Source organism: Candidatus Eisenbacteria bacterium (genome assembly GCA_026388185.1).
Lineage (GTDB): Bacteria > Eisenbacteria > RBG-16-71-46 > JAFGJU01 > JAFGJU01 > JAPLKG01.
In genome coordinates, this window is record JAPLKG010000002.1 from 30,140 (window position 1) to 55,589 (window position 25,450).

The 25,450-nt window shown below is 56.7% G+C and carries 22 protein-coding genes; 12 read left to right on the forward strand and 10 right to left on the reverse strand.

Going from position 1 to position 25,450, the window contains the following annotated elements:
* Positions 1–73 precede the first annotated feature (73 nt).
* Positions 74–700 carry a hypothetical protein gene (locus NTX17_00200; GenBank protein ID MCX5799806.1) on the forward strand — a complete coding sequence of 209 codons (627 nt, stop codon included), beginning with the start codon at positions 74–76 and terminating at the stop codon, positions 698–700.
* Between the two features lie 85 nt (positions 701–785).
* On the opposite strand, the gene NTX17_00205 is transcribed toward NTX17_00200, so the two are convergent.
* Complete coding sequence (locus NTX17_00205; protein MCX5799807.1) at positions 786–1,136, reverse strand: hypothetical protein; 351 nt, start codon at positions 1,134–1,136, stop codon at positions 786–788.
* Positions 1,137–1,754: 618 nt separating this feature from the next.
* Between NTX17_00205 and NTX17_00210 the strand changes: the two genes are divergently transcribed.
* The 11 genes from NTX17_00210 to NTX17_00260 all read left to right on the forward strand — a co-directional run bounded on the left by NTX17_00210 (position 1,755) and on the right by NTX17_00260 (position 14,445).
* On the forward strand, positions 1,755–2,021 hold the full coding sequence (locus tag NTX17_00210) for a hypothetical protein (GenBank protein ID MCX5799808.1): 267 nt from the start codon (positions 1,755–1,757) through the stop codon (positions 2,019–2,021).
* 675 nt (positions 2,022–2,696) lie between these two features.
* On the forward strand, positions 2,697–4,724 hold the full coding sequence (gene uvrC, locus NTX17_00215) for an excinuclease ABC subunit UvrC (protein MCX5799809.1): 2,028 nt from the start codon (positions 2,697–2,699) through the stop codon (positions 4,722–4,724).
* Between the two features lie 56 nt (positions 4,725–4,780).
* Complete coding sequence (locus tag NTX17_00220; GenBank protein MCX5799810.1) at positions 4,781–5,311, forward strand: methylated-DNA--[protein]-cysteine S-methyltransferase; 531 nt, start codon at positions 4,781–4,783, stop codon at positions 5,309–5,311.
* Complete coding sequence (locus tag NTX17_00225) at positions 5,308–5,934, forward strand: MBL fold metallo-hydrolase (protein ID MCX5799811.1); 627 nt, start codon at positions 5,308–5,310, stop codon at positions 5,932–5,934. Before NTX17_00220 ends, NTX17_00225 begins: the two co-directional genes overlap by 4 nt.
* 22 nt (positions 5,935–5,956) lie before the next feature.
* Positions 5,957–7,015: a site-specific tyrosine recombinase XerD gene (gene xerD, locus NTX17_00230; protein ID MCX5799812.1), complete on the forward strand. Its 1,059-nt coding sequence runs from the start codon at positions 5,957–5,959 to the stop codon at positions 7,013–7,015.
* Between the two features lie 98 nt (positions 7,016–7,113).
* Complete coding sequence (locus NTX17_00235) at positions 7,114–7,710, forward strand: hypothetical protein (GenBank protein MCX5799813.1); 597 nt, start codon at positions 7,114–7,116, stop codon at positions 7,708–7,710.
* A gap of 89 nt (positions 7,711–7,799) precedes the next feature.
* Positions 7,800–9,818, forward strand: a complete 2,019-nt coding sequence (locus tag NTX17_00240) for an SNF2-related protein (GenBank protein MCX5799814.1) — start codon at positions 7,800–7,802, stop codon at positions 9,816–9,818.
* Complete coding sequence (locus NTX17_00245) at positions 9,815–10,861, forward strand: hypothetical protein (GenBank protein MCX5799815.1); 1,047 nt, start codon at positions 9,815–9,817, stop codon at positions 10,859–10,861. Before NTX17_00240 ends, NTX17_00245 begins: the two co-directional genes overlap by 4 nt.
* Positions 10,862–10,953: 92 nt before the next feature.
* Positions 10,954–11,691 (forward strand): tetratricopeptide repeat protein, encoded by a 738-nt coding sequence (locus NTX17_00250; protein ID MCX5799816.1) that lies wholly within the window; start codon positions 10,954–10,956, stop codon positions 11,689–11,691.
* Between the two features lie 86 nt (positions 11,692–11,777).
* Positions 11,778–13,985: a glycoside hydrolase family 57 protein gene (locus NTX17_00255; GenBank protein ID MCX5799817.1), complete on the forward strand. Its 2,208-nt coding sequence runs from the start codon at positions 11,778–11,780 to the stop codon at positions 13,983–13,985.
* An 88-nt stretch (positions 13,986–14,073) separates the two neighbouring features.
* Entirely contained in the window at positions 14,074–14,445 is a 372-nt protein-coding gene (locus NTX17_00260; protein ID MCX5799818.1) for a hypothetical protein, read from the forward strand.
* Between the two features lie 358 nt (positions 14,446–14,803).
* On the opposite strand, the gene leuS is transcribed toward NTX17_00260, so the two are convergent.
* The 9 genes from leuS to NTX17_00305 form a co-directional block, all read right to left on the reverse strand.
* A complete protein-coding gene (gene leuS / locus NTX17_00265) occupies positions 14,804–17,320 on the reverse strand; it encodes a leucine--tRNA ligase (GenBank protein ID MCX5799819.1) in 2,517 nt (838 codons plus the stop codon).
* Positions 17,321–17,341: 21 nt separating this feature from the next.
* Entirely contained in the window at positions 17,342–18,178 is an 837-nt protein-coding gene (locus NTX17_00270) for a thioredoxin family protein (protein MCX5799820.1), read from the reverse strand.
* A gap of 26 nt (positions 18,179–18,204) precedes the next feature.
* Positions 18,205–19,140, reverse strand: coding sequence for a thioredoxin-disulfide reductase (trxB, locus tag NTX17_00275; GenBank protein ID MCX5799821.1), 936 nt, complete (start codon positions 19,138–19,140; stop codon positions 18,205–18,207).
* A gap of 62 nt (positions 19,141–19,202) precedes the next feature.
* Entirely contained in the window at positions 19,203–19,538 is a 336-nt protein-coding gene (trxA, locus tag NTX17_00280; protein MCX5799822.1) for a thioredoxin, read from the reverse strand.
* Between the two features lie 80 nt (positions 19,539–19,618).
* Positions 19,619–20,617: a hypothetical protein gene (locus tag NTX17_00285; GenBank protein MCX5799823.1), complete on the reverse strand. Its 999-nt coding sequence runs from the start codon at positions 20,615–20,617 to the stop codon at positions 19,619–19,621.
* Positions 20,614–21,093: an LptE family protein gene (locus NTX17_00290; GenBank protein ID MCX5799824.1), complete on the reverse strand. Its 480-nt coding sequence runs from the start codon at positions 21,091–21,093 to the stop codon at positions 20,614–20,616. Before NTX17_00290 ends, NTX17_00285 begins: the two co-directional genes overlap by 4 nt.
* A gap of 29 nt (positions 21,094–21,122) precedes the next feature.
* On the reverse strand, positions 21,123–22,553 hold the full coding sequence (locus tag NTX17_00295) for a sigma-54 dependent transcriptional regulator (protein MCX5799825.1): 1,431 nt from the start codon (positions 22,551–22,553) through the stop codon (positions 21,123–21,125).
* Complete coding sequence (locus NTX17_00300) at positions 22,546–24,483, reverse strand: ATP-binding protein (GenBank protein MCX5799826.1); 1,938 nt, start codon at positions 24,481–24,483, stop codon at positions 22,546–22,548. The genes NTX17_00295 and NTX17_00300 overlap by 8 nt, the downstream gene beginning before the upstream one ends.
* A 40-nt stretch (positions 24,484–24,523) precedes the next feature.
* Positions 24,524–25,294 carry a sugar transferase gene (locus NTX17_00305; GenBank protein MCX5799827.1) on the reverse strand — a complete coding sequence of 257 codons (771 nt, stop codon included), beginning with the start codon at positions 25,292–25,294 and terminating at the stop codon, positions 24,524–24,526.
* Positions 25,295–25,450: the final 156 nt, after the last annotated feature.

Sequence of the window (25,450 nt, forward strand, 5' to 3'; positions counted from 1 at the left end):
CCCGCAGCCGGATCCGGCTGCGGCTAGTCGCAACGTCACGTGCACAGGATTCGCATGAAGGAAGTGTGAGATAATGCATCGCCACGAGGAGTTTCTTCTGAGAGAGTACGATCTGGCCGCCAAATTGACTTATCACATAGACGATCTGCGCAATAAGCTTACGAGCTTCTTCCTCTCTTTTGCCGCTGCGGCTGGTGCGGCTCTGGTAATCCTGGTGAAGGGGGAGGCGAGGGCGTTTCTCACGAACCAGCGTCTGGGTGTTCTCTGTCTTGGAATCGCGATTCTCGGTGGACTCGTTGTGGGAATACTTGCCCGATGCAGACGTGCACAGATTGAGCATTTTCGTATCATCAACAACGTGAGAGAGTACTTCCTCGGTCGAGATTACGACCTTTGGAACGTTGTGCAGCTGTCAGGTCAGACTCTGCCAGTTCCCAATAGGAGATCGGGGACATTCATGTGGACTGCGCTGATAATGGTCGTGGACAGTTCGCTTGTGTCCCTCAGCCTGTATCTCATCTTGTCCTCGACGTTGGCAAGTTGGTTCTTGGTCACAGGTGCGTTTCTCGTAGCCTGGTTGGTCCTGGATCGGTTATATTTTCGGCTTGCCAGGCCGCCGGAGGAGATCAGATACAGTGCGAGCAATCCACCGGATGGAGCGTGTGAGACGAGAGCACATGCGCGACATCGTTGCACATAACTTGCGGTTGCGCCTGGCCTGGCGAGCGCTATTGTAACGCCGCTTGAGGGGCAAGTGTCGCGCCAAGCTGGCTACGGCACACAATTCAAGTATCTAGTAGCCCGGATATCTTCAGTATGTGCTGCGCCCATAGGTTCGTTTGCCTGGCCACGGTGCGACGGCGCGCTCTGTCAGACCACGTTGTGGCCCAATTCTGCTGCAATTTCGCCAGCTCCACCTGTATCTGCACCAATTGGGCGGCGGTCTCTATTTCCATCTCGGGGACCGGCCACTCTATAAAATACTTGCCCTCTTCAAGTATGCTCTCCACAGTCGCCGAATCGGCATCGTCACGGGCAAACGATCTTACCCCGCTAAGATTGGCCGCGATCCCTCCAAGCCGGATCTGAAGGGGATCAAGCATATAGCGTTCACGGATCAGAAGAAGATCTCTCATACGCCTCTCAGCAAAGCCTGAGCAATCCCACGTAAACGTGCAATCTGAATCACAGCTCACTCCGATGAATAGACGTTGCCGCAGCATCGCCAGGCCTTATGGCGCTAGAAATCGACGGCGCGAGGAAACTCTGCGAACCTGTCCTCGGCGCTGGGAGCTGACAGTCACTGAGTACTTCATCTCCCTCCGACATTCACTGCGGCAACACTTGACTTGTGAGCAGGACAGTGCTACGGTTATGTGAGCGCGCCACAGAGGCGTGGCAAGTTACCCAGGGTTCGTCAAGATACACCGCAGATTCTTGTCACTGTATTGAATTATCTAGTTCGGTGTACTGCATATTAGGTGGCTATAGGCACAGGCGCAGTTACACATAATTTAAGTTAGGTAAGATGGTATAGATAAGATGAAGGAGGTGAGATATGTTGATCTTACCAACTGAATAACATTTCAAATACTATATGGTTTGGAACATAGGAGGATGAAAATGTAATTCTAAATTGTAAAATACCATAAGGCATCATTTGTCATCAGTACTTTCCTTCTATTCTAAAGTTATACATCCAATTTTAGAACAATAGTGAGATCGATGTGCATCATTATGACAAGGAGGATTACATGGCAAATTCAGTCGAAGTTAGTGGTTTCATTTTCAGTATTCTTGATCGAATAGGCACAAAATCCGAGGGAGTTGAATACTACTTGCAGCTACTGGAGAGATATGATTCTTTTGATAACATGAAGAAATATCACATAGAAAAGAAGGCAGAGCCATGGAAAGTAGATGTCAAACTTCAACCCCTATCAGGTTGTATGGTCAAGATAAAGGGATCTATTCTTGAGGAAAATATTGAGTACATCTCGCTAGATAAAATCGGTCCGTAATTGTTTCGAACTATGACAAACTATTGCCATTAGCATGTCTTTCCTTCTAGAACTTCTGTCTTGTAGATGATAAATATAGTATAGATAGTCTATTGCATAAGATAGACAAGCCGCTTTACCCATATGAGGCCTCCCCGCGTCAAGGGGTAGAGTTCGGCCGCGACCGGCGGGGGAGTCGGTCGTAGCATGTGTCAAGATATGGCCTCCTGACTTCGTTTCAGACTGTTGGTGCTGGGCGGTGTCCTGCACCAACCACGTACAGAGGTTCCAGGTTCATCGGACACGCCCTCTGAACCGCTGGCTTTAGGCGCCGGAGCGGGGGAGAAGATCCCCGCGCCAGCCTCAAGAGCCTTACCTTGGATACGCGTTCTTCCTTTTTCTGACCACAAGACGTCAAGACGACCCTCAGGGAAGCATCTAGACCCCAAGCCTTCTTCCTCCCGTCGCCTCGCGCAGGAGTGCACGTGTCATCTCCGACGTTAACTCGCTCGTCACCCCCCAGCTTTCCTCTTGCATCCTCCCGCGCAACAGCGTATTCTTGTTGTTTACATAATCAGACGTGATTTCCTCCGGGACCATTCGCGCAGTGTTTTTCTGCGAGCGCCCAGTCTGAACTGTGTGTTTCGCCCGAAGCATCCCAGCAGAATCGCGGAATTCTGAGAGGGGACCCGACACGTGGCAATCAATCGAACCCCCACCAGGAACAGGCTGCAGGAGCTGAGACCGATCCCGCCCAGACCCGGTGTGTATCTTTTCAAGGACAGGAAAGGGAAGATACTGTACGTCGGGAAGGCCAGGCAGCTTGATTCCAGGGTCAAGAACCATTTCGGGCCCACTTCGGAAGACCCCCGCCACGCCTCGATGATGACCCAGGTAAGAGACGTGGACTACATCGCGACGCAGTCTGAGATCGAGGCGCTCATCCTCGAAGCCAATCTCATAAAGCAGCACAGGCCCAAGTACAACATCAACCTTAGAGACGACAAGCGTTATCCGTTTCTCAAGGTGACCGTGGCGGAGGACTTTCCGAGAATAGTGCTTACGCGCAGGCTCGAGGACGACGGTTCGCGCTACTTCGGTCCCTTCACGGATGTGAAGTCCGTGAGGCAGGGGATAAGGCTTCTGCGCGGCGCCTTCAGGCTGAGGAGCTGCCCCGGCGACGAGCCCGGAAGGCTCAAAGACCGGGAATGCCTGGACCACCAGATAAAGATTTGCTCCGCGCCTTGCACGATGAGGATAGACAAAGAGGGCTACAGGTCACTCGTGAACGAGCTTCTCATGTGTCTTTCGGGGCAGAGCGAGGACGTTATCCATGGCGTCAAAGAAGAAATGAAGAAGGCCTCCGATGAGAGAGACTACGAGAAATGCACGAGGCTCAGGGATCGCATCGGAGCAATAGAAAGCGCCCTGAGAAGGCAACACGTTTTTGTGCTCAGGGCTTACGACTCCGATGTCTTCGGTCTCGCGAGACACGGAGACCTCGCCGCAGTTGTGATACTCAAGGTGAGAGAGGGGAAGGTGCTCGGGAAGGAGGCGCTGGTCCTCGAAGGCGTGGCGGCGAGGAGCGACGAGGAGATGCTTTCCTTTGTGATGTCGCAGTATTACCTGAACGCGGCTGTGATTCCGAAGGAGATACTCCTGCCCGTTTCTCTCGAGGGCGAGGAGGCCGTGGTCAAGCAATGGCTCTCCGAGAGGGCGGCGAAAGAGGTCGAGCTCAGAGCGCCGAAGAGGGGAGAGGGTGCTGCGCTTGAGAGGATGGCGAAGGACAACGCGGTACTCGCGCTGGAGGAGTCGAGGATAGCGAGCGGCGAGAAGCTGGAGAAGGTGGCGCCGGAGGTCGGCGAGCTTCAGGAAGCGCTTGACCTACCGGCCCTTCCCGCGAGGGTGGAGGCCTTCGACATATCGCAGATGGGAGGCCGGCAGGCCGTCGCTTCGGTGGTCGTGTTCCACAACGGTCAGGCGAAGCGCTCAGAGTACAGGCGCATGAGAATCAAGGGCGTCGTGGGGCAAGACGATTTTCACATGATGGAAGAGGTCGTGAGAAGAAGGCTGGAGCGACTCTTGAGAGAGAAGAAGCCTCTTCCCGATTTCATTCTCGTGGATGGCGGAAAGGCTCAGATAAGCGCGGCGGTCAAGGCGATCAAGGCGGTGGAGCGCGTCGGCGGCGTAGAGCTTGCGATAGCACAGGCCGGCGCGGGGCAGCCTAGCGCGCGGCAGCTTGGTGTGATCGGGCTGGTCAAGGGTAAAGAGGAGCTCAATTTCTCGTGGCGCGAAGCGAGCCTGCAGCTTCCGCTCACGTCGAAGGCGCTTCGGCTTCTTCAGAGGATGAGGGACGAGGCGCACAGATCGGCGATCATGTACCACAGAAAGCTACGCACAAAGGCGACCATTCGGTCGGAGCTGGATGGAATAGAAGGAATAGGCAGGGAGAAGAGAAGGGCGCTGCTCAGGCATTTCGGCTCGGTGCAGAGCATAAGGGCCGCGTCGGTAGAGCAGATTCGTAGTGTCGACGGCATAGGACCGGCTCTGGCCGCGAGAATTGTCGAAGAGCTTCGCGGGGGCGCCACGCAGAGCAACGCACGCGGAGTGCGTCCCGGAGCAACGCAGACCACTCAAGAGCTTCGCGGAGGCGCGACCCGCAAAGGAAGCTCCCAGCGCTCGGCCGGAGACAGCCGGAGTGCGACCGCCCCGACCCGCAGGTGACGCGCGGGCCCAGAGGCAGTGAGCGAGAAGGCGTGGGCTGAGAAGGAGGAACCGGTATGGAGATTCTCAGGTATTCAACTATTGAAACCCCGTTTGGAACCGTCTGGTTTGCAGGAAGTCCGGCAGGCTTGAGCTTTCTTCTCCTGAGATACTTCAACGAGCGCCGCGTGGCTCAGGAATTGAGAAAGACTCGGAACAGAAAGATGATTAGGGACGACAAGTCACTTCGCCGCGTCGCAAACCAATTGACGCGATACTTCCAGGGAGAGAGGGTTCCGTTTGATTTCGATCTCGACCTCTCCACTGGAACGAAGTTTCAACAATCAATCTGGAAAATAGCCCGGAAGATCCCTTACGGGACCATGGTCTCTTACAAGAAGATTGCCCGTGACTACGGAAACACGCTTTGTGCGCGGGCGGTGGGTAACGCGCTTGGGGCAAATCCGATTCCGATAGTGATTCCCTGTCACAGGGTCATCAGGGCGGACGACAGCCTCGGGGGCTTCTCCAGCGGCGTGAAGTGGAAAGAGAGACTGATAGCGTTGGAGAGGGGCCAGGGGGACATCAAGTTCGGCGAGCCAAGATGAAAGAAATACTTCTAAAGAAGATAGTCGTCGGAAATTTCGAGACGAACTGCTACGTGGTGGGCTGCGCAATCACGAGGGAGGGACTCGTCGTGGACCCGGGCGCGGACGCCGACGCAATCCTCCAGGCGATAGAGGACATGAATCTGAAGATTGTGGCGATTGTGAACACTCACGGACACGCCGACCACATCGCGGCGAATCAGGACATCAAGTCTGCCACTGGAGCCGAGCTTCTCATCCACGAGCGCGACTCTCGCATGCTCGAGGACGCCGTGATGAATCTCTCGGCAATGTTCTCGTCTCCCGTTCTATCTCCGCCGGCGGATAGATTTCTGAAGGAGGGGGACGCGGTGAAGGTGGGAAGCATATTGCTGGACGTCATCCACACTCCGGGGCACACGGAAGGCGGGATCAGTCTCGCGGGTCAGGGGTTTGTTTTCTCAGGCGACACGCTGTTTGCAGGGTCCGTCGGCAGAACCGACTTTCCGGGAGGATCGTTTAATCTTCTCGTTGAATCCATCAGGGTCAAGCTCATGTGTCTGCCGCCGACCACAACCGTCTTTTCTGGCCACGGTTCAAACACAACTATTGGTGATGAGAGGAAGAATAACCCATTTCTATGAGACTAAGATGAGACGAATCTCTATGACACGAAAATCGACTCCCGACGACAGTAAGAGCATTGGGCGCACGCGCAAGGCGAGCGAAGGCAATGCCGCCACGGACGTGCTCGACCGCAGGCACCGCAATCCCGGAGGCCGTTGGCGCGCCTCAAGCACGACCGGCTCGAAACAGACCGAGGCGCTGCTCGAGAGCTTCAGGCAGTATCTTCTGCTCGAGCGCAGGCTGGCTGGCAACACGGTTGAGTGTTACGCGGGAGACCTCCGGAGGTTCTTGCGAGCTATGGCGGCCAAAGGGAAGCTTCCGGCCGAGGCGAAGAGGACACACGTGGCGGAGTATCTTTCTTCACTCACAAGAAAGGGTTTTGACCCTTCCTCCGTGGCGCGCAATCTGTCGTCCGTCCGCGCTTTTTATTCATACCTCATCGGGGCCGGGCTCACCGTGACGAACCCGACCGAGCTTCTGGAACGGCCGAGGCTGTGGAAGAGACTGCCGCAAACCCTGAGTGTGGACGAGGTAAAGGAGCTGCTCTCGCAGCCTGACTGTTCGACCCCGCTCGGCCTCAGGGACAAGGCCATGCTCGAGTTCATGTACGCGACCGGGTGCCGGGTGTCCGAGCTGCTGACGACCACGGTTCAGGGTGTCGACCTGGAGGAACGCCAGTTCAGATGTCTCGGAAAGGGAGGAAAGGAGCGATTGGTACCGGTTGGCTCCCCCGCCTGCAGGGCGATCGGCGAGTATCTGCGGACGAGCAGGCCTGCTTTGGCCAAGGGCAAGGGTTCGGGATTCCTTTTCTTGAACGCGCGGGGACGAAGGCTCTCGCGCATGGGTTTCTGGAAAATCCTCCGCAAGTATTGCCTCCAGGCGAGGCTCCGCATAACGCCGAGCCCGCACGTCCTGAGGCATTCGTTCGCCACCCATCTGCTCGAAGGTGGCGCGGATCTCAGGGTGGTCCAGGAGCTGCTCGGCCATTCGTCCATCTCGACCACTCAGATTTACACCCAGGTGGACCGTGAATACCTGAGGAGCGTTCATTCGCGTTTTCATCCCAGGGCGACCGTTCCGTCGCACAAAGGTGGATGAACCCAGAGGAGGAGCACGCCCTACAGCGACCAGGGATCACAAAGAGTAACTACTTGCTTAGCTGAACCAAAGGTAGCTGAACCCAGAGGAGGAGAAGGGTGAAGAGTCAAACCAAAGTCGTTCTTTTCTGCGGCCTGGCGGCGCTGGCAACACTTGCTTCGTCTCTTTGCGTGGCCGGCCCCATCTTTGAAGAAAGGGGAACTCTGACCGTTGGCGCGCAGGTGCAGCAGTGTTTGTTGGTGGGGGACGCGCCCCCGACCGACGATTTTGACAGCGGAACCGGCTTCGCCATGAGGCTCAGGTACTACCTCGGTAACAACAGGGCGTTCGGTATCTCGTTCGAGAGTCAGGTGTTCGACGCTGTGCCCGCCCCGGTCAGCGACGATCAGCCGAGGGGATTCAAGGACGCCATCGTCATGGCGGACTATCTATTCTACTTCGACAGAGAGAGCAGCCTCTCGAGATACGTCGTAGTCGGCCTGGGCCTCCATCACCCCGGCAGGGACTACAGAAGCGGTAGCGAGGTGGGGCCGGACGGCCTTGCGGCGTCCCTCGGAGGCGGATTGGAGTACTTCTTCCACAGGTCGACGTCAGTCGATGTCTCAGTGAGAGGATACGGTCTCTTCGGTCAGGGAGACGGGCTTTTGGGCAGTGTGGAGGCCGCTGTAGGCATGAACTTCTACATAATGAATTAGGGGCGCAGTCGCAAAGACGGCGTGTCCGGTTCTGTGTGGCCTGGACAAAGAGCCGGAGAGTCGGATAGTCGGAGGGAGCGCGATCGAAATTGAGCAGCCAGGAATTTGCGGTCGGAAATAGAGTAGTACACAGGCTCTTCGGCGAGGGCCTCATCGTCGAGGTGCGTAAGGGAGTGCTCCACGACGTCCTCGAGGTCGTGTTTGCCTGCGGAGTCAAGCGAATAGTCTCCACGTATCCGCTCGTGGAGACGAAGGGAGCCGCCGCAAGACCTGATGGCGCCGCCGCCGGAACGCCCGACGCGCAGCAGGCTTCCACCGAGGAGAAATCCGCAACGCTGGGCGAGGCTTTGGCCGTCGTTGCCGCGAAGGAATGGGGAGGGGCGGAGTTGCTCGAGTGGGACGAGGGTTGCACGGAGGTACTCAAGGCCTACACCGAGGGGAGGCGTGATTCTCCTCAAGACTTCTCTCTCCGCATGGAGGCCGAACACTTCGCACTGGACAAGGGATTCACCCAGCTCGTGGCTTTCCAATACGTGAGGGAAGTGGACCGGCATGCCCATCAAGTCTCGGCGTGTCTCAAGGTCTTGAGGGAACTGGGTGGAAGAGTGCTGCTCGCCGACGAAGTCGGCCTTGGCAAGACCGTCGAGGCGGGCCTCGTTCTCAAGGAATATCTGCTGAGGGGGCTCGTGAAGAGGGCTCTCATCCTGGTTCCCGTTTCGCTTCTCACCCAATGGAGGGAGGAGCTGTGGAACAAGTTCATGCTCAGGACAACCGTGGCGACGGGGCCGGACGACTGGGGCAAGGGAGCGCTGGTCATAGCTTCCATCGACAGCGCAAAGGGCTTAAGGAACAGAGAGAGTGTGTGCGGGCAGGTTTTCGACCTCCTGATCGTGGACGAAGCTCACAGGTTGCGCAATCACAAGACCGTGGCCTGGAAGTTCGTGCACAGTCTGGACGTCAAGTACCTGCTGCTCCTCACGGCCACGCCCGTGCAGAACGACCTGAGAGAGCTTTTCAATCTCGTCACCCTGTTGCGGCCCGGCACGCTGGGCACGTACCGCTCGTTTCGCAGACAGTTCATGGTGAGGGGCGACAAGAGACTGGCTAAGAACACGCACAGCCTGAGCAGGCTTCTTTCGGAAGTCATGGTTCGCACGTCGAGAAGCCAGGCCGAAGTGCCGTTCACAAAACGCATCGTCCAGAATATCTCCTTTCAACTGTCCGAGGAAGAAAGGCGTCTCTACGACGCCGTCTCAGACCTCGTGAGGGAAATGCTCGGACCCGAAGAAACCAACATTGAGAGACAGTGGTACTTCACGCTTCTCGTGCTGCAGAAGGAAATAGGCAGCAGCAGCTTTGCCGCCCTACGCACGCTCGAGCGGATTTGCTCGAACCCGGTCTACAAGGCGGCCAGAGACAGGTTTATCGTCCTCTACGATATAGCCCGCTCCATCCAGCACAACGCCAAGTGTGAAGGCCTGCTCAGGCTTCTGGAACAGAAGAAGGAGCGGGTCATCGTTTTCACGCAGTTCAGGAGCACGCTCGAGTACTTGAGGAAGGTCCTCGAGAGCACGGGGACCTCCGTGTCTGTTTTTCACGGGAGCCTGCCGGCGGCCGAGAAGGACGAGGCTATAAATAGTTTCAGGCGCTCGACTCAAGTGCTCTTGAGCACCGAGGCAGGCGGCGAGGGCAGAAATCTCCAGTTCTGCAGAAAGGTGGTCAACTACGACCTGCCGTGGAATCCCATGCGCGTGGAACAACGAATCGGGAGAGTACATCGGCTCGGTCAGAAGCACGACATTCAAATCTTCAACTTCACGACGGAAGACACCGTCGAGTCCTACGTGCTCGAGATACTGCACAAAAAGATAAGCATGTTCGAGCTCGTCGTCGGCGAAATGGACCTGATTCTTGGAAATATGGACGACAAGCGTTCCTTCGAGGAGATGGTCTTTCACATATGGGCAACGTCGAGAGACAGTGAGGAGGTAAAGCGCCGTTTCTCTTCCTTCGGCGCAAGACTGCTCTACGCAAAGAACAGATACGAGAAGGTCAAGGATCTTGACAGCAAGATCTTCGACGTCGAGTCCGGGAGAAACACGAAATGATCTTCGAGCAGGGAAGACTGGAGGATTTCGCGCGCAGGTTCCTGACACAGAGGGGAGCCACGGTGGCGCCCGCTGGAAAGGACTTGCTGGAGGTCAAGCTCGGGCCCCGTCTGAGGGAGAAATTCAAGCGGGAGGGGTTGCTCCTGGCGTTCTCGGAGGAAGCCGCCACTCAGGTCCAAGAGGCCGAGCTTGCTACGCCCGGAAGCTACATTTTTTCTCAACTACTTTTCCTGGCGCGAGAGAAGGGCGTGGCCTGCAGGACCGTTGCGACCGAGAAGACGAAGAGCCCGACGTCGTTTCTGAAGCAGATGCAGTTCAAGGATTTTGGTGTTGAGATTGTCGACAGGGAAAGCTATCATCATGCCTTTATCAGATTCCATTTCTTGATCTCGTACCGTAGCGTCGATTCGACGCACGAAATTAGAAGCGTTCTCTACGACACTGCTCTCAAGAGAGTGTCCCCCGAAGCCGACGGTTCCTGGGAGCGCATGCAATTCGAGAGCGCGACGCCGAAGGGGGAGTGCCTGCCCTCCGTGGGGCACGAAGCTCTGGCCGCGGCCCTGGAGGAGACCTGCTCGTACCTTATTGCACGGATCAAGCACAAGGTGTTCGCCCTGAAGGCGCGAAGCAACGGCCTTCTTGAGACCGAGCTCCAGAGGCTTGAATCTTACTACAGGCAACTCATAGAGGAACAACACTGTCCGTCGGCGGAGGCCGGCGAAAAGAACATCGAGACCAGGGAGCGCGTCGAGAATTGTAAGCGCGAATGGCAAAGAAAGGCGTCCACCGAAGCAATACGTTTTCGACCGAGAGTCAGGTTTTCATTGATCGGCCTGGAAGAGATCTGTGTGCCGAGAAGTCTTCTGACTCTCAGGGTCAACGCGCACCCATTCACCGAGTTCTACGGGGTTTTTGATCATGCTTCGGGGACGGCCAAGGGGGCCTTCTGCCAGGGCTGCAATGAGCTTTCGATGGCGATGAGCCTGGACGGGTCGGGCGGCGTACTGTGCACAAACTGCGCTGAAATCCCCGCCTCTTTCTGATATAATGTCTGGCCTGGGTGGCGCACCAGGAATCGTGCCCCAGGGACGAAGCGGAAACCAGTGGTTGGCTACTACAAGAGGAGGTAGGCAACTTGCCCAAGAAAAGACACAGGATAACACGCAGGGAGATGAGAGAGGATTCTCTCGTGACGTTCTCTCTCAAGGCGGCTGACTTCGTGAAGAGAAACGCCAGGGTTCTCGCGATCGTCGCCCTCATCGCGGCGGCCTCGATCATAGTAGTCTTCATGATGACGCGCGACAGAGCAAAGGCCGAGTCTGAAGCGGAAGTGTTGCTTGCACAGGCCAACAAGGAACTCTGGAGGGGAAACTCGCCCGAGGCCGTTAGCCTCTACGACGAGCTGCTTGACAGATACGCCGGGACCAAGAGCGGCAAGAAAGGTCTCTTGTTCAAAGGCGATGCTCTGCTGGATGCCGGCAAGTACGACGAAGCCATGGACAGCTACGAGAAATTTCTGGCGAAGGAAAGGAAGGACGAGCTTCTTCGTTCCTCGGCAAAGAAGGGAATCGCCACGGTCCTCGAAGACAAGGGTGAGTTCGCAAAGGCTGCCGAGGTGCACACCGCACTTGGCCTGAAACTCGAGGGAAACGACGCGGCCCAGGAGCTCATGAGCGCTGCACGCTGCTACACTGCGGCCTCCATGTATGGACAGGCGATAGAGCTCTACGAGAAGGTAATCTCGCGGCACCCCGACTACTGGGGTGTGGAACAGGCCAAGGTCTATCTTGAGGAGCTGCGCACCAAGCTCAAGCTGGCCGGGCTCAGCTCGAGCCCGGAAGGGAAGGGTGCCGTCCCGCAGAGTACAAAATAGTCATGCCCTTCGTCAGATGGACCCCCAAATGGACCCCGGGCATTCTGAACTTTTCTTGTTTCAACAACTGAGGGGAGCCAATCAGTATGTCAGCTAAGACTGTCCATCTTGCCATTGTGTGGCATATGCATCAACCGATGTACAAGGACCCCAGAACCGGTGTCTACGTCCTTCCCTGGGTCCGACTTCACGCGTCAAAGGACTACGCTGACATGGTGCGCGTGCTCCGGAAGTTTCCCGACGTGCGAGTGACGTTCAACCTTGTTCCCTCTCTCATGGAACAGATTGAAGAGTACGCTCGCAACGAAGCAAAGGATTACTTCCTCGAAATCTCGAGGAAGGCCCCCGAGTCCATGTTCAACGCCGAGAAACTCTTTCTCCTCAAGAACTTCTTCCCGGGACACATGAAGAAGGTGGCGGATCGATATCCTTATTACTACAGGCTCTATCGCAAGACCGTCTCCCTGCAGGAAGCGCTGGCGCGAAAAGAGGGATTGGCAAAATTCACGGCACAGGATTTTCTTGACCTGCAGGCTCTGTTCAATCTTGTGTGGCTGGATCCTTCGTATCTTCAAGATCCCGACTTGGCCGGTATAGCTTCGAAGGCTTCCGGCTTCAAGCCCGAGGAAAGGGACGCCATCCTTGCCAAGCAGCTTGCCGTCACGGCGAACGTGCTGCCGGCGTATCGAGAGGCTCTCTCGAGGGGCCAGATTGAACTCTCGTGTTCTGCCTACTATCATCCGATACTGCCTCTCTTGTGCGACGTCTCGGTTGCGCGTGAGGCCATGCCCGACGCGGCGCTCCCGAAGTCCCAGATCAAGTGGCCTGAGGACGCTCTCGCGCAGCTAACGCAGGCCACGAGTTACTATGAACGGCTATTCGGCAGTGCGCCTCGGGGTCTCTGGCCGTCGGAGGGAGGCGTGAGCGAGAAAACACTCGGACTGGCCAGGAAGGCGGGTTTCGAGTGGGCCGCAGCGGACGAGGACATCCTGGCGAGGGCCAAGGACGTGGCGAGAGGCGGAAAACGCGAGGTCAGGAGTTTCCTGTACGCACCTTACCGGTTCGACACACCGTCGGGTCCAATATCCGTGGTGTTCCGCGACAAGGTCCTCTCCGACTTGATCGGCTTCACTTACATGAACTGGACCACAAAGGCGGCAGTGGGGGACTTCATGCTGCGCCTGGCGCGCGTTGCCGAACGCTGGCAGGAACCCGATCCGCTCGTCACGGTCATACTGGACGGTGAGAACTGCTGGGAGTTTTACGAGAACGACGGGCAGGACTTTCTTGAGCTCTTGTACGAAAGGCTCTCTTCCGAGCCCGGCATCAAGACGACCACAATAAGTGAATACCTCGAACGCTTCCCGGCCTCCAGGAAATTGGAGGCCGTGCCGGCAGGTTCGTGGATTGACAGCAACTTCAGGATATGGGTAGGGCACGTCGAAGACAATATCGCGTGGGATCTTCTGGCGGACGCCCGCAACGCTCTGAACGATTACGCGCAGTGTCATGCGAGTCTTGAAGAAAGTGAGCCGGTAAAGGCTGCGTGGCGGGAAATCTACATCGCGGAAGGAAGCGACTGGTTCTGGTGGTACGGGGACGACAATACGTCGGCATTCGATCTCCAGTTTGACGCGCTTTTCAGGAGCCATCTGATAAAGGTCTACGAATTGCTCGGTCTTGAAGTGCCTTCTCAGCTTTATTCTCCCGTGATCGGAGCGGCCGGCACAAAGCCCCACGCCATGGCGGCGCCGCCTGCGGGGTTTCTGAAGCCTAGCATCGACGGAAAGATCACGGACTACTACGAGTGGCAGTTGGGCGGATACTGCGACCTCTCCAAGAGCGGCGGCAGCATGCGTCAGGCACTCAGCGTCGTGCGGGCGCTCTATTACGGCTTCGACCTGAACAACCTCTACGTCAGGGTGGACACGACCACGAAACCCGATTCACAGGAGTTTTCTGAAATAACTCTCGTGTTTGAGGTGGCGGCGCCCGTGAGGGTGAGGATCAAAGTGCGACTCGGCCCCGATGGACGCGCAGAGCCTCGCGTTTCGGTTGAAAAGAGAGTCGATTCCACGTGGGAGGCTATTCCGGCGTCCGTAAGATGGGCACTTGCGGACATAGTCGAATTTGCGATACCCTTCGCAGACGCAGGGCTTTCCCCGGGCAGGAGAGTGGATGCAGTCTTGCTCGTGTTCAGAGAAGGCATGGTGATAGAAAGCTGGCCGGCCCAGGAGAAGCTTGCCTTCCTGGTTCCGTCTGATGACTTTGAGAGTAGTATATGGACTGCGTGATGTCTGAGGCCGCGTCACGTCTGACATCCGGGTGGCCGTCGTGTGTCTTTGTTTGTCTCTGATCCGACTTGTCCAACGGAGGTAAAAGGTGAACGAACAACTTGAACCGAAAGAACAAGTTGAACCAAAAGAGGCGCGACTCCTTGCAGCAGCGTCCTACGTCTTGTTCCTGTGTTTTCTACCGCCGCTCCTTATCAAAGAGAACGGCTTCGCGATGCATCACGCCAGACAGGGATTCCTCCTTTTCTTCGTGGAAATCGTCCTCTCAATATTGGTCTACATCGTAGAGCACTCCATAGGCCTCATCCCGATTCTCGGCTTCTTGATCGTGGTCCTTCTCAAGTTTGCGACCGGCATCGCCATCCTACTGGTGGTCGTCATAGGTATCGTCAAGGCAATCTCCGGTCAGACCTGGACAATTCCTTTCGTGGGGGAGTACAGCTCCAAGGTCCCGTTCTAGGCGATGTTCTAGGCGGCCGCAGGCTCTTGCGCACGTGCCGGATCCAGCCGTCCACGTCGCGCGCACGATTCCGGCCGTCAGAGCAACAAATTGCACGACTGCCAAGCGCCTCACAGGGTACGCATGACGTAGCCACGGGCGGGCCGGAGTGCCCGCCCGGTGGCGGCGTAGGCCTCGCTGCTCATACCGCATCCAGCTTGGGACTCGAACCCCTTCCCCGGCGCCCGATTTCTATGTCGCATAATACCTATTATGTAAACCTACTAGTCCAAAGCCTTCTAGCGGCCTCATTCCGCCCGCGCCGAGCACGATCCGATCAGCTCGACTCAGCCTGTAGCTCGCCACCTTACCCGGTAACTCATCTTGTCACTATGTTGAGTAGTTTACCCTGGACGTGGAAGGTTTCCTTTATGTCCTTGTCCTTCAGGTGCTGGGAGACCTTGGGATCCTGCTTCGCAGCCGTCTCGATTTCGTCTCTGGGCGTCCCCGCGGCCAGCGTGAGCCTGGCGCGCACCTTTCCGTTCACTTGGACGACCAGCAGGTAGGTCTCCTCAGTCAAGGCGTCCTCGTCCCATTCGGGCCACGGCTGGAGGAAGACGCTCCCGGGCGCGGCTCCTGCGGGCGCCAGCCAGCCGCCTGGTTTTGCGCCCCTAACGCGGGCTGATGCGGGCAGCTTTAGCCAGAGCTCCTCGGCAATGTGAGGAGTCATGGGCGAAAGCAGGACGACGAGGGCTCGCATGGCCTCGTCTACGACGTCATCCTGCCTCTCGGAGGCTTCGCCTCGAATGTAAACGGTTACGGCATTACTCAGTTCCATTAAAGCACTTACGGCCGTGTTTTGATGGAACGTCTGAAGGTCAAGCGACACCTTCTTTATGGTTTGGTGGACCTTTCGCCTGAGCGCCACGGAACCGGGGGTGGGGGCACCGCCGGGTTTTCTCTTGCCTTCGGAGGCGTAGTAGTTCATGACGAGGCTCCATAGCCTCCCCAGGAACCGGTGGGCGCCTTCGACTCCCCTCTCCGTCCATTCCACGTCCCTGTCGGGAGGGCCGATGAAGAGAGTGTAAAGCCTTGCCGTATCCGCGCCGTAACGTCCAATAAGATCCTCGTTGCTCACGACGTTGCCCTTTGACTTGGACATTTTCGCGCCGTTCATGCAGATCATGCCCTGCGTAAAAAGGCGCCTGAACGGCTCGCCAAAATCGAGTCGCCCTGCGTCCCTCAAGGCCTTCGTGATGAATCGAGAGTACATGAGGTGCAGGATGGCGTGCTCGACCCCGCCGATGTAGAGGTCCACGGGCAGCCAGCGGTTGACCAGTTCTCGACTGAAGGGATGTGTCGCATCCCGGGGTGTCGGATAGCGCAGATAGTACCAACTCGAATCTACGAAAGTATCGAGCGTGTCGGTTTCCCTGCGGGCAGGTCCGCCGCACTTGGGGCACGTCGCCTTGAGAAAATCGCTCCTCTTCAAAAGCGGCGACTTTCCGTCCGGCTCGAACTTCACGTCCTCGGGTAGAATCACCGGCAAGTCCGATTCGGGCACCGGCACCACGGAACATTTCTCGCAATAGACGACGGGTATGGGCGTCCCCCAATATCGTTGACGCGACACGAGCCAATCTCTGAGCCTGAAGCGCACTGCTCTCCGGCCAATCCCCTTGTCCTCCATGTACGAGGCTATCCTGTCACGCGCCTCGTCGCTCGGAAGCCGAGAGAACTGCCCGGATTCTACGAGCATTCCATCCTCTTCGTAGGCCTCAGAGAGCTTCTCAGGCCGGTCTTTGCCGCTCGGTACGATCACTTCCTTCACGTCGAGACCATATTTGTGTGCGAACTCAAAATCCCTTTGGTCGTGAGCCGGAACGGCCATGACGGCGCCCGTTCCATATTCCACGACGACGTAGTTCGCGATCCAGATCGGAATTCTTGCCCCGGTCATGGGATTCGTGGCATAGAGTCCGGTGAAGACGCCCAACTTTTCCTTGGCGGGTTCCCATCGTCGCGCCAGGTTCTGCTCTCTTACCTTCTCGACGAAACTCCTGAGCTCATCGTCGTGCGTGCTACCCAGCACCCGGTCGAGTAGCCCGTGCTCGGGAGCAAGAACCATGTATGTGGCGCCGTAGATCGTGTCGTGTCTTGTCGTGAAGCAGCTTATCTTCCCGCCGGACTCCAGCGGGAAGTCTATGTCCACGCCTTCGCTTCTGCCGATCCAGTTGCGCTGCATGAGCTTCACCTTGTCCGGCCATTCGGTGAGCTCATCCAGCCCGTCAAGAAGTTCTTGAGCGTACGCAGTGATCTTGAAGAACCACTGCGCGAGTTTCCTCTGAGTGACCTCAGTCTCGCATCGTTCGCACGCGCCGCCAATTACTTGTTCGTTGGCCAGCACCGTGCCGCACTTGGGACACCAGTTTGCAGCAGCCTCCGCCTTGTAAGCCAACCCCGCCCTGTAGAGCTCCAGGAAGAGCCAGTGCGTCCACTTGTAGTAGCCTGGTTCGCACGTCCTGACCTCCCTGCTCCAGTCAAAACCCGTGCCCCACTGCTCGAATTGGCTCTTCATCGCCCTAATGTTGGTCCGGGTCCAGTCCGCGGGGTGAATGCTCCTCTCGATTGCGGCGTTCTCGGCAGGCAGTCCGAACGCGTCCCAGCCCATTGGCCTGAGGACGTCGTACCCCTGCATGATCTTCATCCTGGCAACCGAGTCGCCCAGGATGTAATTTCTGCCGTGACCCGCATGGAGCTCGCCCGACGGATATGGAAACATGTCCAAACAGTAGAATTTCTGTTTCGAATTGTCGAACTTTGCCTTGAAAAGCCCGATCTCGTCCCAGTAGTGCCGCCACCTGGCTTCTATTCTTTCAAAGTCGTAGCTACTCATGAGGCCCAATTCTCCCCACGGTTACCCCTTTCCCTCACGCGCAAGCGTTAATTGACGCAGAGCCTCCTGCCCGACCCACTTGGCCGAAGCCCTCTCCTGCAGCCTCTTCAGTACATCGACGCCCTTTCCCCTTTGACCCGAGGCCAAGAGGGAAAGACCGTAGAAGAGTTGCGCTTCGTCAATCCGTTCACTACTCTTGAAGCGGCTCGAGAACTTCGCCAACTCGCTCACAGCCGACTCGTAGCTGCCTTGCTTGAAACGACAAACCGCAAGATTCAACGTGGCGTCGGCCTTCCTCTTTTGACTTGGGTCTCTTACTATTTTCTCGAGTATCTTCGTGGCCTCCTTAAACTGACCCTTCGCCATCAGTTCGTCGGCGTACAAGTAGCCCATCTCAACGTCACCGGGGTTCTTCTTGTGTTTCTCGGCGCGTGCGTCAAGCGTTCCCTTGTCATTGAGGATGCCGTCAAGGGCGGCGTCCAGCACCGCGGCCGTCACGTAACCGTAGATTCTCTTTATCTCGATTCCGTCTCTCGAAAGAAAAACAATAATGGGATAGGCGCTGATTCTGAACTGGCGGGCCAGTTGCCTTTCTCTTTCGGCATTGATCTTGAGGCAGACAAAATCCTTGGCCGACCCGATGACGCTTGGGTCGGTGTACGTCTTGGCGTCAAGCACCTTGCAGTAGTGGCACCACAGGGTGTAGAAGTCTATCATCACCGGTTTCCGTTCGATTCTCGCGCGTTCAAGACCCGTCGAGTAATCATACATCCAGTCTATTCCGCCGGTAGCGGCGAAAACCCGGGTCGATGTGGCAATCGCGAGAAGAACCATCGTCAGAAACAAACGATTCTTCAATTCTCCCCTCCTCTTTTAGGCGCTTGCTAGGCTTGCCTGGGCTCTCGATTCTCCAGGTACCTCACGGCAGACATCGCAGCCACCGCACCGTCACCAACCGCGGTCGATATCTGCCGCAGACTCTTACGCCTAACGTCTCCGGCGGCAAAGATACCTCGGACCGACGTCCCCATGTCCTCGTCGGTGACCACATAGCCTCTCTCGTCGCATCTGACGGCACCGCGCAGGAACTCTGTGTTGGGATAAAGGCCCACGTAAAGAAATACACCGGAGACGGCTATTCGTCTCACTACGCCGCTATTCAGGTCTCTCACTTCGACGGCCTCCACGCCCTCCGAGCCGACTATCCTCTCCACCACCGAATGCTTGACCAACTCTATTTTCTCGTTGCCCACGACACGCTCCACGAGCAACTTGACCGCTCTGAACTCATCCCTCCTGTGCACCAGGTACACTTTCCTGCAAAATCTTGTGAGAAAGAGCGCTTCGTCAAGTGCGGAGTCGCCACCTCCCAAAACTGCTACTTCCTGGTCCTTGAACAAAGGGCCGTCGCACGTGGCGCAGTATGACACCCCCTTACCGAAAAACTCTCGCTCTCCCGGGACTCCAAGTTCCGCCGACCTCGCTCCCGAAGCGACTATCAGAGCCGCCGACCGCAGCGATCCGACCCCGCCTTCCACGACGATCTCGCCCCCCGCCAACGACACGCTCTCCACTTCTTGACTCACGATCTCGAGCCCGAAGGAGCGTGCCTGCTTCTCCATGCGCCGGCAGAGCTCAATTCCCGAAATCGGATCTTCAATTCCCGGGTAATTCTCCACCCTGGCAGTGAGCGCCGCCTGGCCTCCGGGAGAGAGCCTCTCGAAGCAGCAAACACGGACTCTGGCTCGGGACGCGTACAGTCCCGCAGTCATACCTGCGGGTCCGGCGCCAATGATTAGCATTTCATAGTTAGTGGACATTAGGGGCTCTTGGCGGGAAGAAGCTTAAGCCTGGTGCCGTGAACCGATCCTTTGAATAACCTTCAACCCTTGAGAACGGCATCGAGTCTCTTCTCAAGTTCACCTTTCGGAACGGCTCCTATCACTTGGTTCGCCACGATCCCGCCCTTGAAGATCAAGAGTGAAGGGATGCTTCTAATGCTGTATCTCGACGCCAGGGATTGATTTTCATCTACATTGACCTTGCAGACCTTTACTCTGCCGGCGTACTGCTGAGCGATTTCTTCGACAGAGGCGGCGATCATCCTACACGGCCCGCACCACTCAGCCCAGAAGTCAACCATGACCGGAGTGATTGACTTGAGTACTTCACTTTCGAAATTCGATTCGGTCACTTCCAGCGGCTTGACTTCTGCCATCTGTTCCTCCATGAGTTGCCAACGGGACGGACTGGAATCGTCTGGGTGAACCCGCAAGAGTCACAATACCCTACGTAACCCTATCTTGTCAACTCGTTTATCAGAAGCTCTATGGCAAGTTCGGGCTCGAGAACGCCCGTCTTGATCCCTCTCTCTGTCTCGTAAAGAAATGAGATTGCCTGGCACATTTCTGATTCGTTGAACCTGCGGGCCAACTCTCCCACCACGGCATTGTCCCTCCACGCCACTCTCTCGACTCCCGAACCCCCGGATGCCGTGAGAGCGTCGCGAAACGACCTGTTGAGCATCCACAGCAACACGGTCGGTTGAATACCGGCATCCAGGCATCTCGCGGCTTGCGTGTGGGCAGCATCCCTATCTGCGGCCGCCACCGCCATCCTGAAGCTGTTAGTGGACCCGACGGACGCGGCGCCGCCGACCAGGGAAACGTGCTCTGCCGTGATCTCCTCGCAGTTGCAGGCAACTGCCCCCGCCTTCTCAAGGATGTTCCACGTCTCGTAGCACGAATGCCCCACGCTATCGAGAACCTCCCTGAGGAGACTCTCCTTCATTGTCTTTCCGTTTCCTTTCAGCCAGTCACCAGCCCACGTATGGGCGTCGCCCCTGTCGTTCTGCCAGAAGGCGTAAGTCGCTGCCGACCCCTCGAGAGCGCCCAGCAAACGATTGATCGAAACGCCCCCCTTCTTTCGGGCTTCATCGCCCTGGCTCGAGCTCATCAGAACGAGACTGGTACTCTTGCACGGTCTGCGGGAGTATTCCAACAACCCCGATACGTCGGCTTCCCCCATAACATCAACGCCCACCAGTGCCACCACCCTCTTCTCCGAAAACAGAGGCGAACTCAGGCAAGCCACCTCTACGTCACCCCAGGAACAGTCCGCTCCGCTAAAAGACTGATGGTTGAGTAACCTTGCCTCGCGAGGAAGAACCATCTCCACGAGCTTCCTCAAGGCTTCCCTCTTGAGGAAGGCTTCCGTACCCGAGAAGAAGTACACGTGAGGCAGCTCCCGGCCCGAGAGGTCTCTCAGAAAGTCGGCGTAGCCTCTGGCTCTTCTCACCAGCCCTCCACCGTCCTGGTCAGGATGTCTTTCCCGAGAAACTCAATTGCGGGAGCCCTTCCCTCCTGCTCGGTCTGGGCCTTCTGACCGGCCATGTCCACTGCAAAATAGCGCGCGCTGCTAGTGAGCGAGTCGTCCTTCCATATGATCTTGCCCTTCGACACGTCCTGAAACTCGACAGAAACCCTGATCGTGACTTCGTACTCCTGCGCCACCTCGCCGGACGAATACGAAAAGACGCTATTCTTGTAACTCCTCACGGTGCCGAGGAGCAACGAGGACGCCTCTTTCTCCCCGACAACGCGCAGGCGGTTGTCGCTCACAAATTTCTCTATTACGGCCTTGGTGATCTCTTCCTCGATTCCGTATTCCAAAGTCTCATTCTTGAAGAGAGGAATTGCGACTGTTTTTATGTGACCGGGAAGATTGGCGGAGGCGGTGTAACCGCAGGAAAGATGGGCGAGTGAAGCAAGCACTAGAAGATGGGCAAGAGCTAGCTTTAGACCTAGCGACTTTCGACTTGGGCGGGCTCCTCCTCCCTGAGACCGTACAGTTTGATCCTGTAGCGCAACTTGTCCCGCTTTATCCCAAGAAGCTCTGCTGCCTTTGTTTGATTCCATCCGCAGACTTCCGAAGCTCTCACTATGAGCGCCTTCTCTATGTCTTCCACTAGCCGCTCTAACTGGAGACCCTCCCTGGGTATCTCGCTGCCGGAAAGAATGCCCTGAATCAGATCCAACGACGTCAGCGCACCTACCGCGAGCTTTCCGCCGGTGAGCTGGACATGTCTGGCTTCAATTGTTTCACCTGACTCGAGCAGTATAATCCTCTCGAACAGGTTTTTCAACTGCCTGATGTTACCGGGCCAGTCGTACTCGAGGATCGTTCTCTCGGCTTCGGGCGAGATGCGCCGAAAGCTCTTGTGAAAGATCTGGTTAAAGTGATTCATGAAGTGCTTGGCCAGAGGCAGAATGTCTTCAACTCTCTCCCTCAAAGGCGGAACGCATATGGGCAGCACCTTGAGCCTGTAGTAGAGGTCCTCTCTGAACTTGCCATCCCTTACCGACTTATCAAGATCCCTGTTCGTGGCAGATATTATTCTCACGCTCACAGTGAGATCCTTGGTTCCCCCCACCCTCTTGAACGTCATCCTCTCGAGCACTCTCAAGAGCTTGACCTGAATGGGCAGCCCCATTTCTCCGACTTCGTCCAGAAACAACGTCCCTCCGTTTGCCACCTCGAGAAGTCCCTGCTTCTGGTAACGCGCGTCCGTGAACGCGCCCTTTTCGTGTCCGAAGAGTTCGCTCTCGAGCAATTCCGTCGGGATTGCCGCGCAGTTTATGTCGAGAAAGGGTTTGTCCCATCTCGCGCTCATTTCGTGAATGTAGTGCGCCACCAACTCCTTGCCCGTACCGCTTTCACCCTCGATGAGCACGCTCGTGGTGTCGCTCTTGGCCACCTGCACGGAGATTTCGTAGACGCGCTTTATGCTCCGGCTCTCACCCATCACGTACTCTCGCGAGAATTTCTCGCCCGCAACTCTTCTCCTGTGGATCAGCTCTCTCTCCAGAGAGTGTCTCTCCAGTTCACGTTTCACCAGCAGGCTCAGTTGCTCAAGGTTCACGGGCTTCACGACGAAATCGCACGCGCCAGCCCTCATGGCCGACACCGCAACTTCAACGTCGCCGTAAGCGGTCATTATGATCACGCAAGTCTCGTCCCCGCCCTCGCGCACCTTCTTCAGCACGTCGAGTCCCGTCATGTCCGGTAGCTTCAGGTCCAAGAGAACCAGGTCGGGAGTTTCCCCCACTATCAGCGCAAGCGCTCCCTCTCCATTCTCCGCGGTAGAAACGGAGTAGCCCTCGTCGGCAAGAGCCTTGCTCAGGAAATGTCTTGTCGTTTCCTGATCGTCAACCACGAGAATCGATTCAGGCATTGTCCCCTCTCTCTTGACCCAAGTTTGCTACGATCGGCAATTGCACGGTGAAGCTTGCCCCCTTGCTCGGTTCGCTTCGCACAGTTATCTCGCCTCCGTGCCGCTTCACAATGTCGTGTGTGATGTAGAGCCCGAGGCCGGTCCCTGCCGGCTTCGTCGTGAAGAATGGCTCAAATATGTGATCTAAATTCGCGCCGTCGATTCCGACTCCTGAATCTGTGACCGTGACCGCCAACGAGGAACACTGCTCTCCGCCCCCATCTTCGCTGCCGCGTATCTCAATGGAAACGCTGCCACCTTCGGAGGTGGCCTCGTAAGCATTCGTTATCAGATTGATGAACACCTGTTGCATCTGGTCTACGTCGACGGTGACTGCGGGAATCTCTCCGCTCAAGGACAAATCGAGACTCACCGTTCTACTCTGAATGCTTGGCCCAAGCGACTTGAGCGCTCTTTCGACGACGTCCTCGATGCGTATCTCGCTCAGGATGAGCTCTTGCGGATGAGTGATTCTCAGCAAATCCTGCACTATTCTCTCGAGCCGCGCGATCTCCCTCAGAAGAAATCTCACGTTGTCCACGTCGGGACCGCTTTCGCCGAATTGCCTGGCCATGTATTGGATGCCGGCAGCGATTCCCGTCAGTGGATTGCGCAACTCGTGGGCAACGCTGGAGGCGAATCTCCCGAGGGCCGCCAATCTGTCCAGGCGTCTCATGCTCTCTTCGAGTTTTCTCGCCGGCCTCAGATCGCTGAAGGTGGCAATGACCCCCTTCACACTCCCGGCGTCTTCCCTGAGGAGTCGAGTGGTCATCTTCACCGGGACGCTCCCTCCGGACCGCCTCATCACGATCGTCTCAACACAGGACTGCTCGATGCCGTGCCTCAGGGCTCGGAGCATCGGCGACTCGTCTCGACACTCAGTAGGAGTCAGAAAATCGAGGGTCGTACCCACGACCTCATCAACGTCGAAACCTGTGAGTATGCCCGCCATCCTATTGAAGGCTATGACCTGCCCCGATAGATCTGTCGCCACCAAGCATTCGCCCATCGAATCAAGGATGCTCTGTCGGAGTTCCTCTCCAACCTCGAGATCTCCGTAGAGCCTGCTGCTCTCCAGCATTCTTGAGATGTTGTATGCCACGGATTCCAGCATGGCCAACTCGCTCGGCGAAAGTTGTCCCGAAGTCTCCTTCGCGACGGCCAGCAGACCGAGAAGGGGAAACACGTCGCATCTGAAGCAAAACTCTTCCCTTCTAGACAGATCGAAACCCTTCTCGTGAAGGCAGAGAGTGGACGGTGCCTCCCAGCAAAACCCTGATTTGCCGAAGTAAGCCCTGCAATCCTGCCTGATGCATCTTTTCACTTCCTTGCAGGGTAGCCATTGTCTGGAAGAGACCAGCGGCACGAGGGCGATTGCGCCTCCCTCTCCTGACAGCGGAAGGTGCAACTGCGTCTTCAGCTCTTCCGCGCCGACAAGAGTGCTCTGCAGGTGCCACAGAGCGGATCTTGCAGTGCCTCTGAGCGCGGCCGGGCAGAAACTGTGCTCAATACTATCGACCCCACCCTCGCCAAGTCTGCTCCACGTTCCTTGGAACGTCCCCAGCTCACGACTCGTGAACCAGAGACCGACCTCTTGCATCTCAAGTACTCTGAGCATGTACGAACAGATCGTCGTTATCGCTTCCTCCGGCCTCACGGCTGACAGCATGCCCTCTGCCATTTCGCCGAGCACGGACAATTTCGTGTTCGTCTCTATCAGCTTCCGGTGCGTACTCTCCAGAGTCTCGGCGAGTTCGAGGCAAAGTCGCGCCAGGAGAGACTGGTCGTCGAGAGATGAATACTCATGCGGAGTCAGGGAAAGGAGAGAGCGGACTTCATCCACCCTCTTGAGGACGGAGTCTATTTCTTGGTGGGTTTGCTGTCTCATCATACCTGAATACCCTCACTGTGGAGCTTACTCAGGCCAGGGCTCAGCCGTTAAGGTGGACTCCTTTCTTCAAAAGCACCACGAAGGTCTTGAGAAGAATCTTGAGATCCGAAGCGAATCTCAGGTCTCTGACGTACCGGAGGTCGAGGACCAGTTTCGTGTCAATCTCTTCCTCTGTAATGGTATCCATCGTCGAGACTTGTGCGAGTCCAGTAATCCCAGGCCTCACCCTGAGCCTTTGGGTGTACTCAGGTATCTTATCGGCAAATTTGTAGACAAAATGAGGCCTTTCGGGACGCGGCCCGACGAGGCTCATTTCACCCGTGAAAACGTTCCACAACTGCGGCAGTTCGTCCAATCGCAGGGCTCTGAGGATCCGTCCGACACGCGTGATTCTGGGATCTTGCGGGGTAGACCAAGTCGGACCGGTGAAGTCCTCTGCGTTGCAGATCATGGTTCTAAACTTGTAAATGCGAAAGACTCTTCCGTGGCTCAGAACGTTGCGCCTGTCGCCCTTTCTGCGCTCGCTCCTCACGCGAAGGCCCTCTCTTCTCCTTCTCCACCCTCGCCTTTCCTGCCCTATCCTCATCTGCGTGTAGAACACGGGGCCAGGCGAGGCCAGCTTTACGAGAAGCGCTATGATGAGAAGAAGCGGAAAAACACAAATCAGCCCTGCTCCGGATACCGCGAGATCCAGCGCACGTTTCAGCAAGGCCGTGTTGAGCGAAAGCGGAGAACCTAGCTCGCCGGGTAGCTCCAGCGAATGCTGGCTGCTCCCGTCCTCCACCGATCTCGCGCCGACCTCTTCTTCCATTCTCTGTCCCCTATTCCACGAAAGGGCACCTGGATTGAATACATTCATATCAAACAAACCCACCACACCGTGGACTACAATTGCAAGTACTATGCCGTACTCGATTAGTGTGCCTACCGCGCAGCAGAGCGCATCTCAGTGCGATTTGAGTGCGGC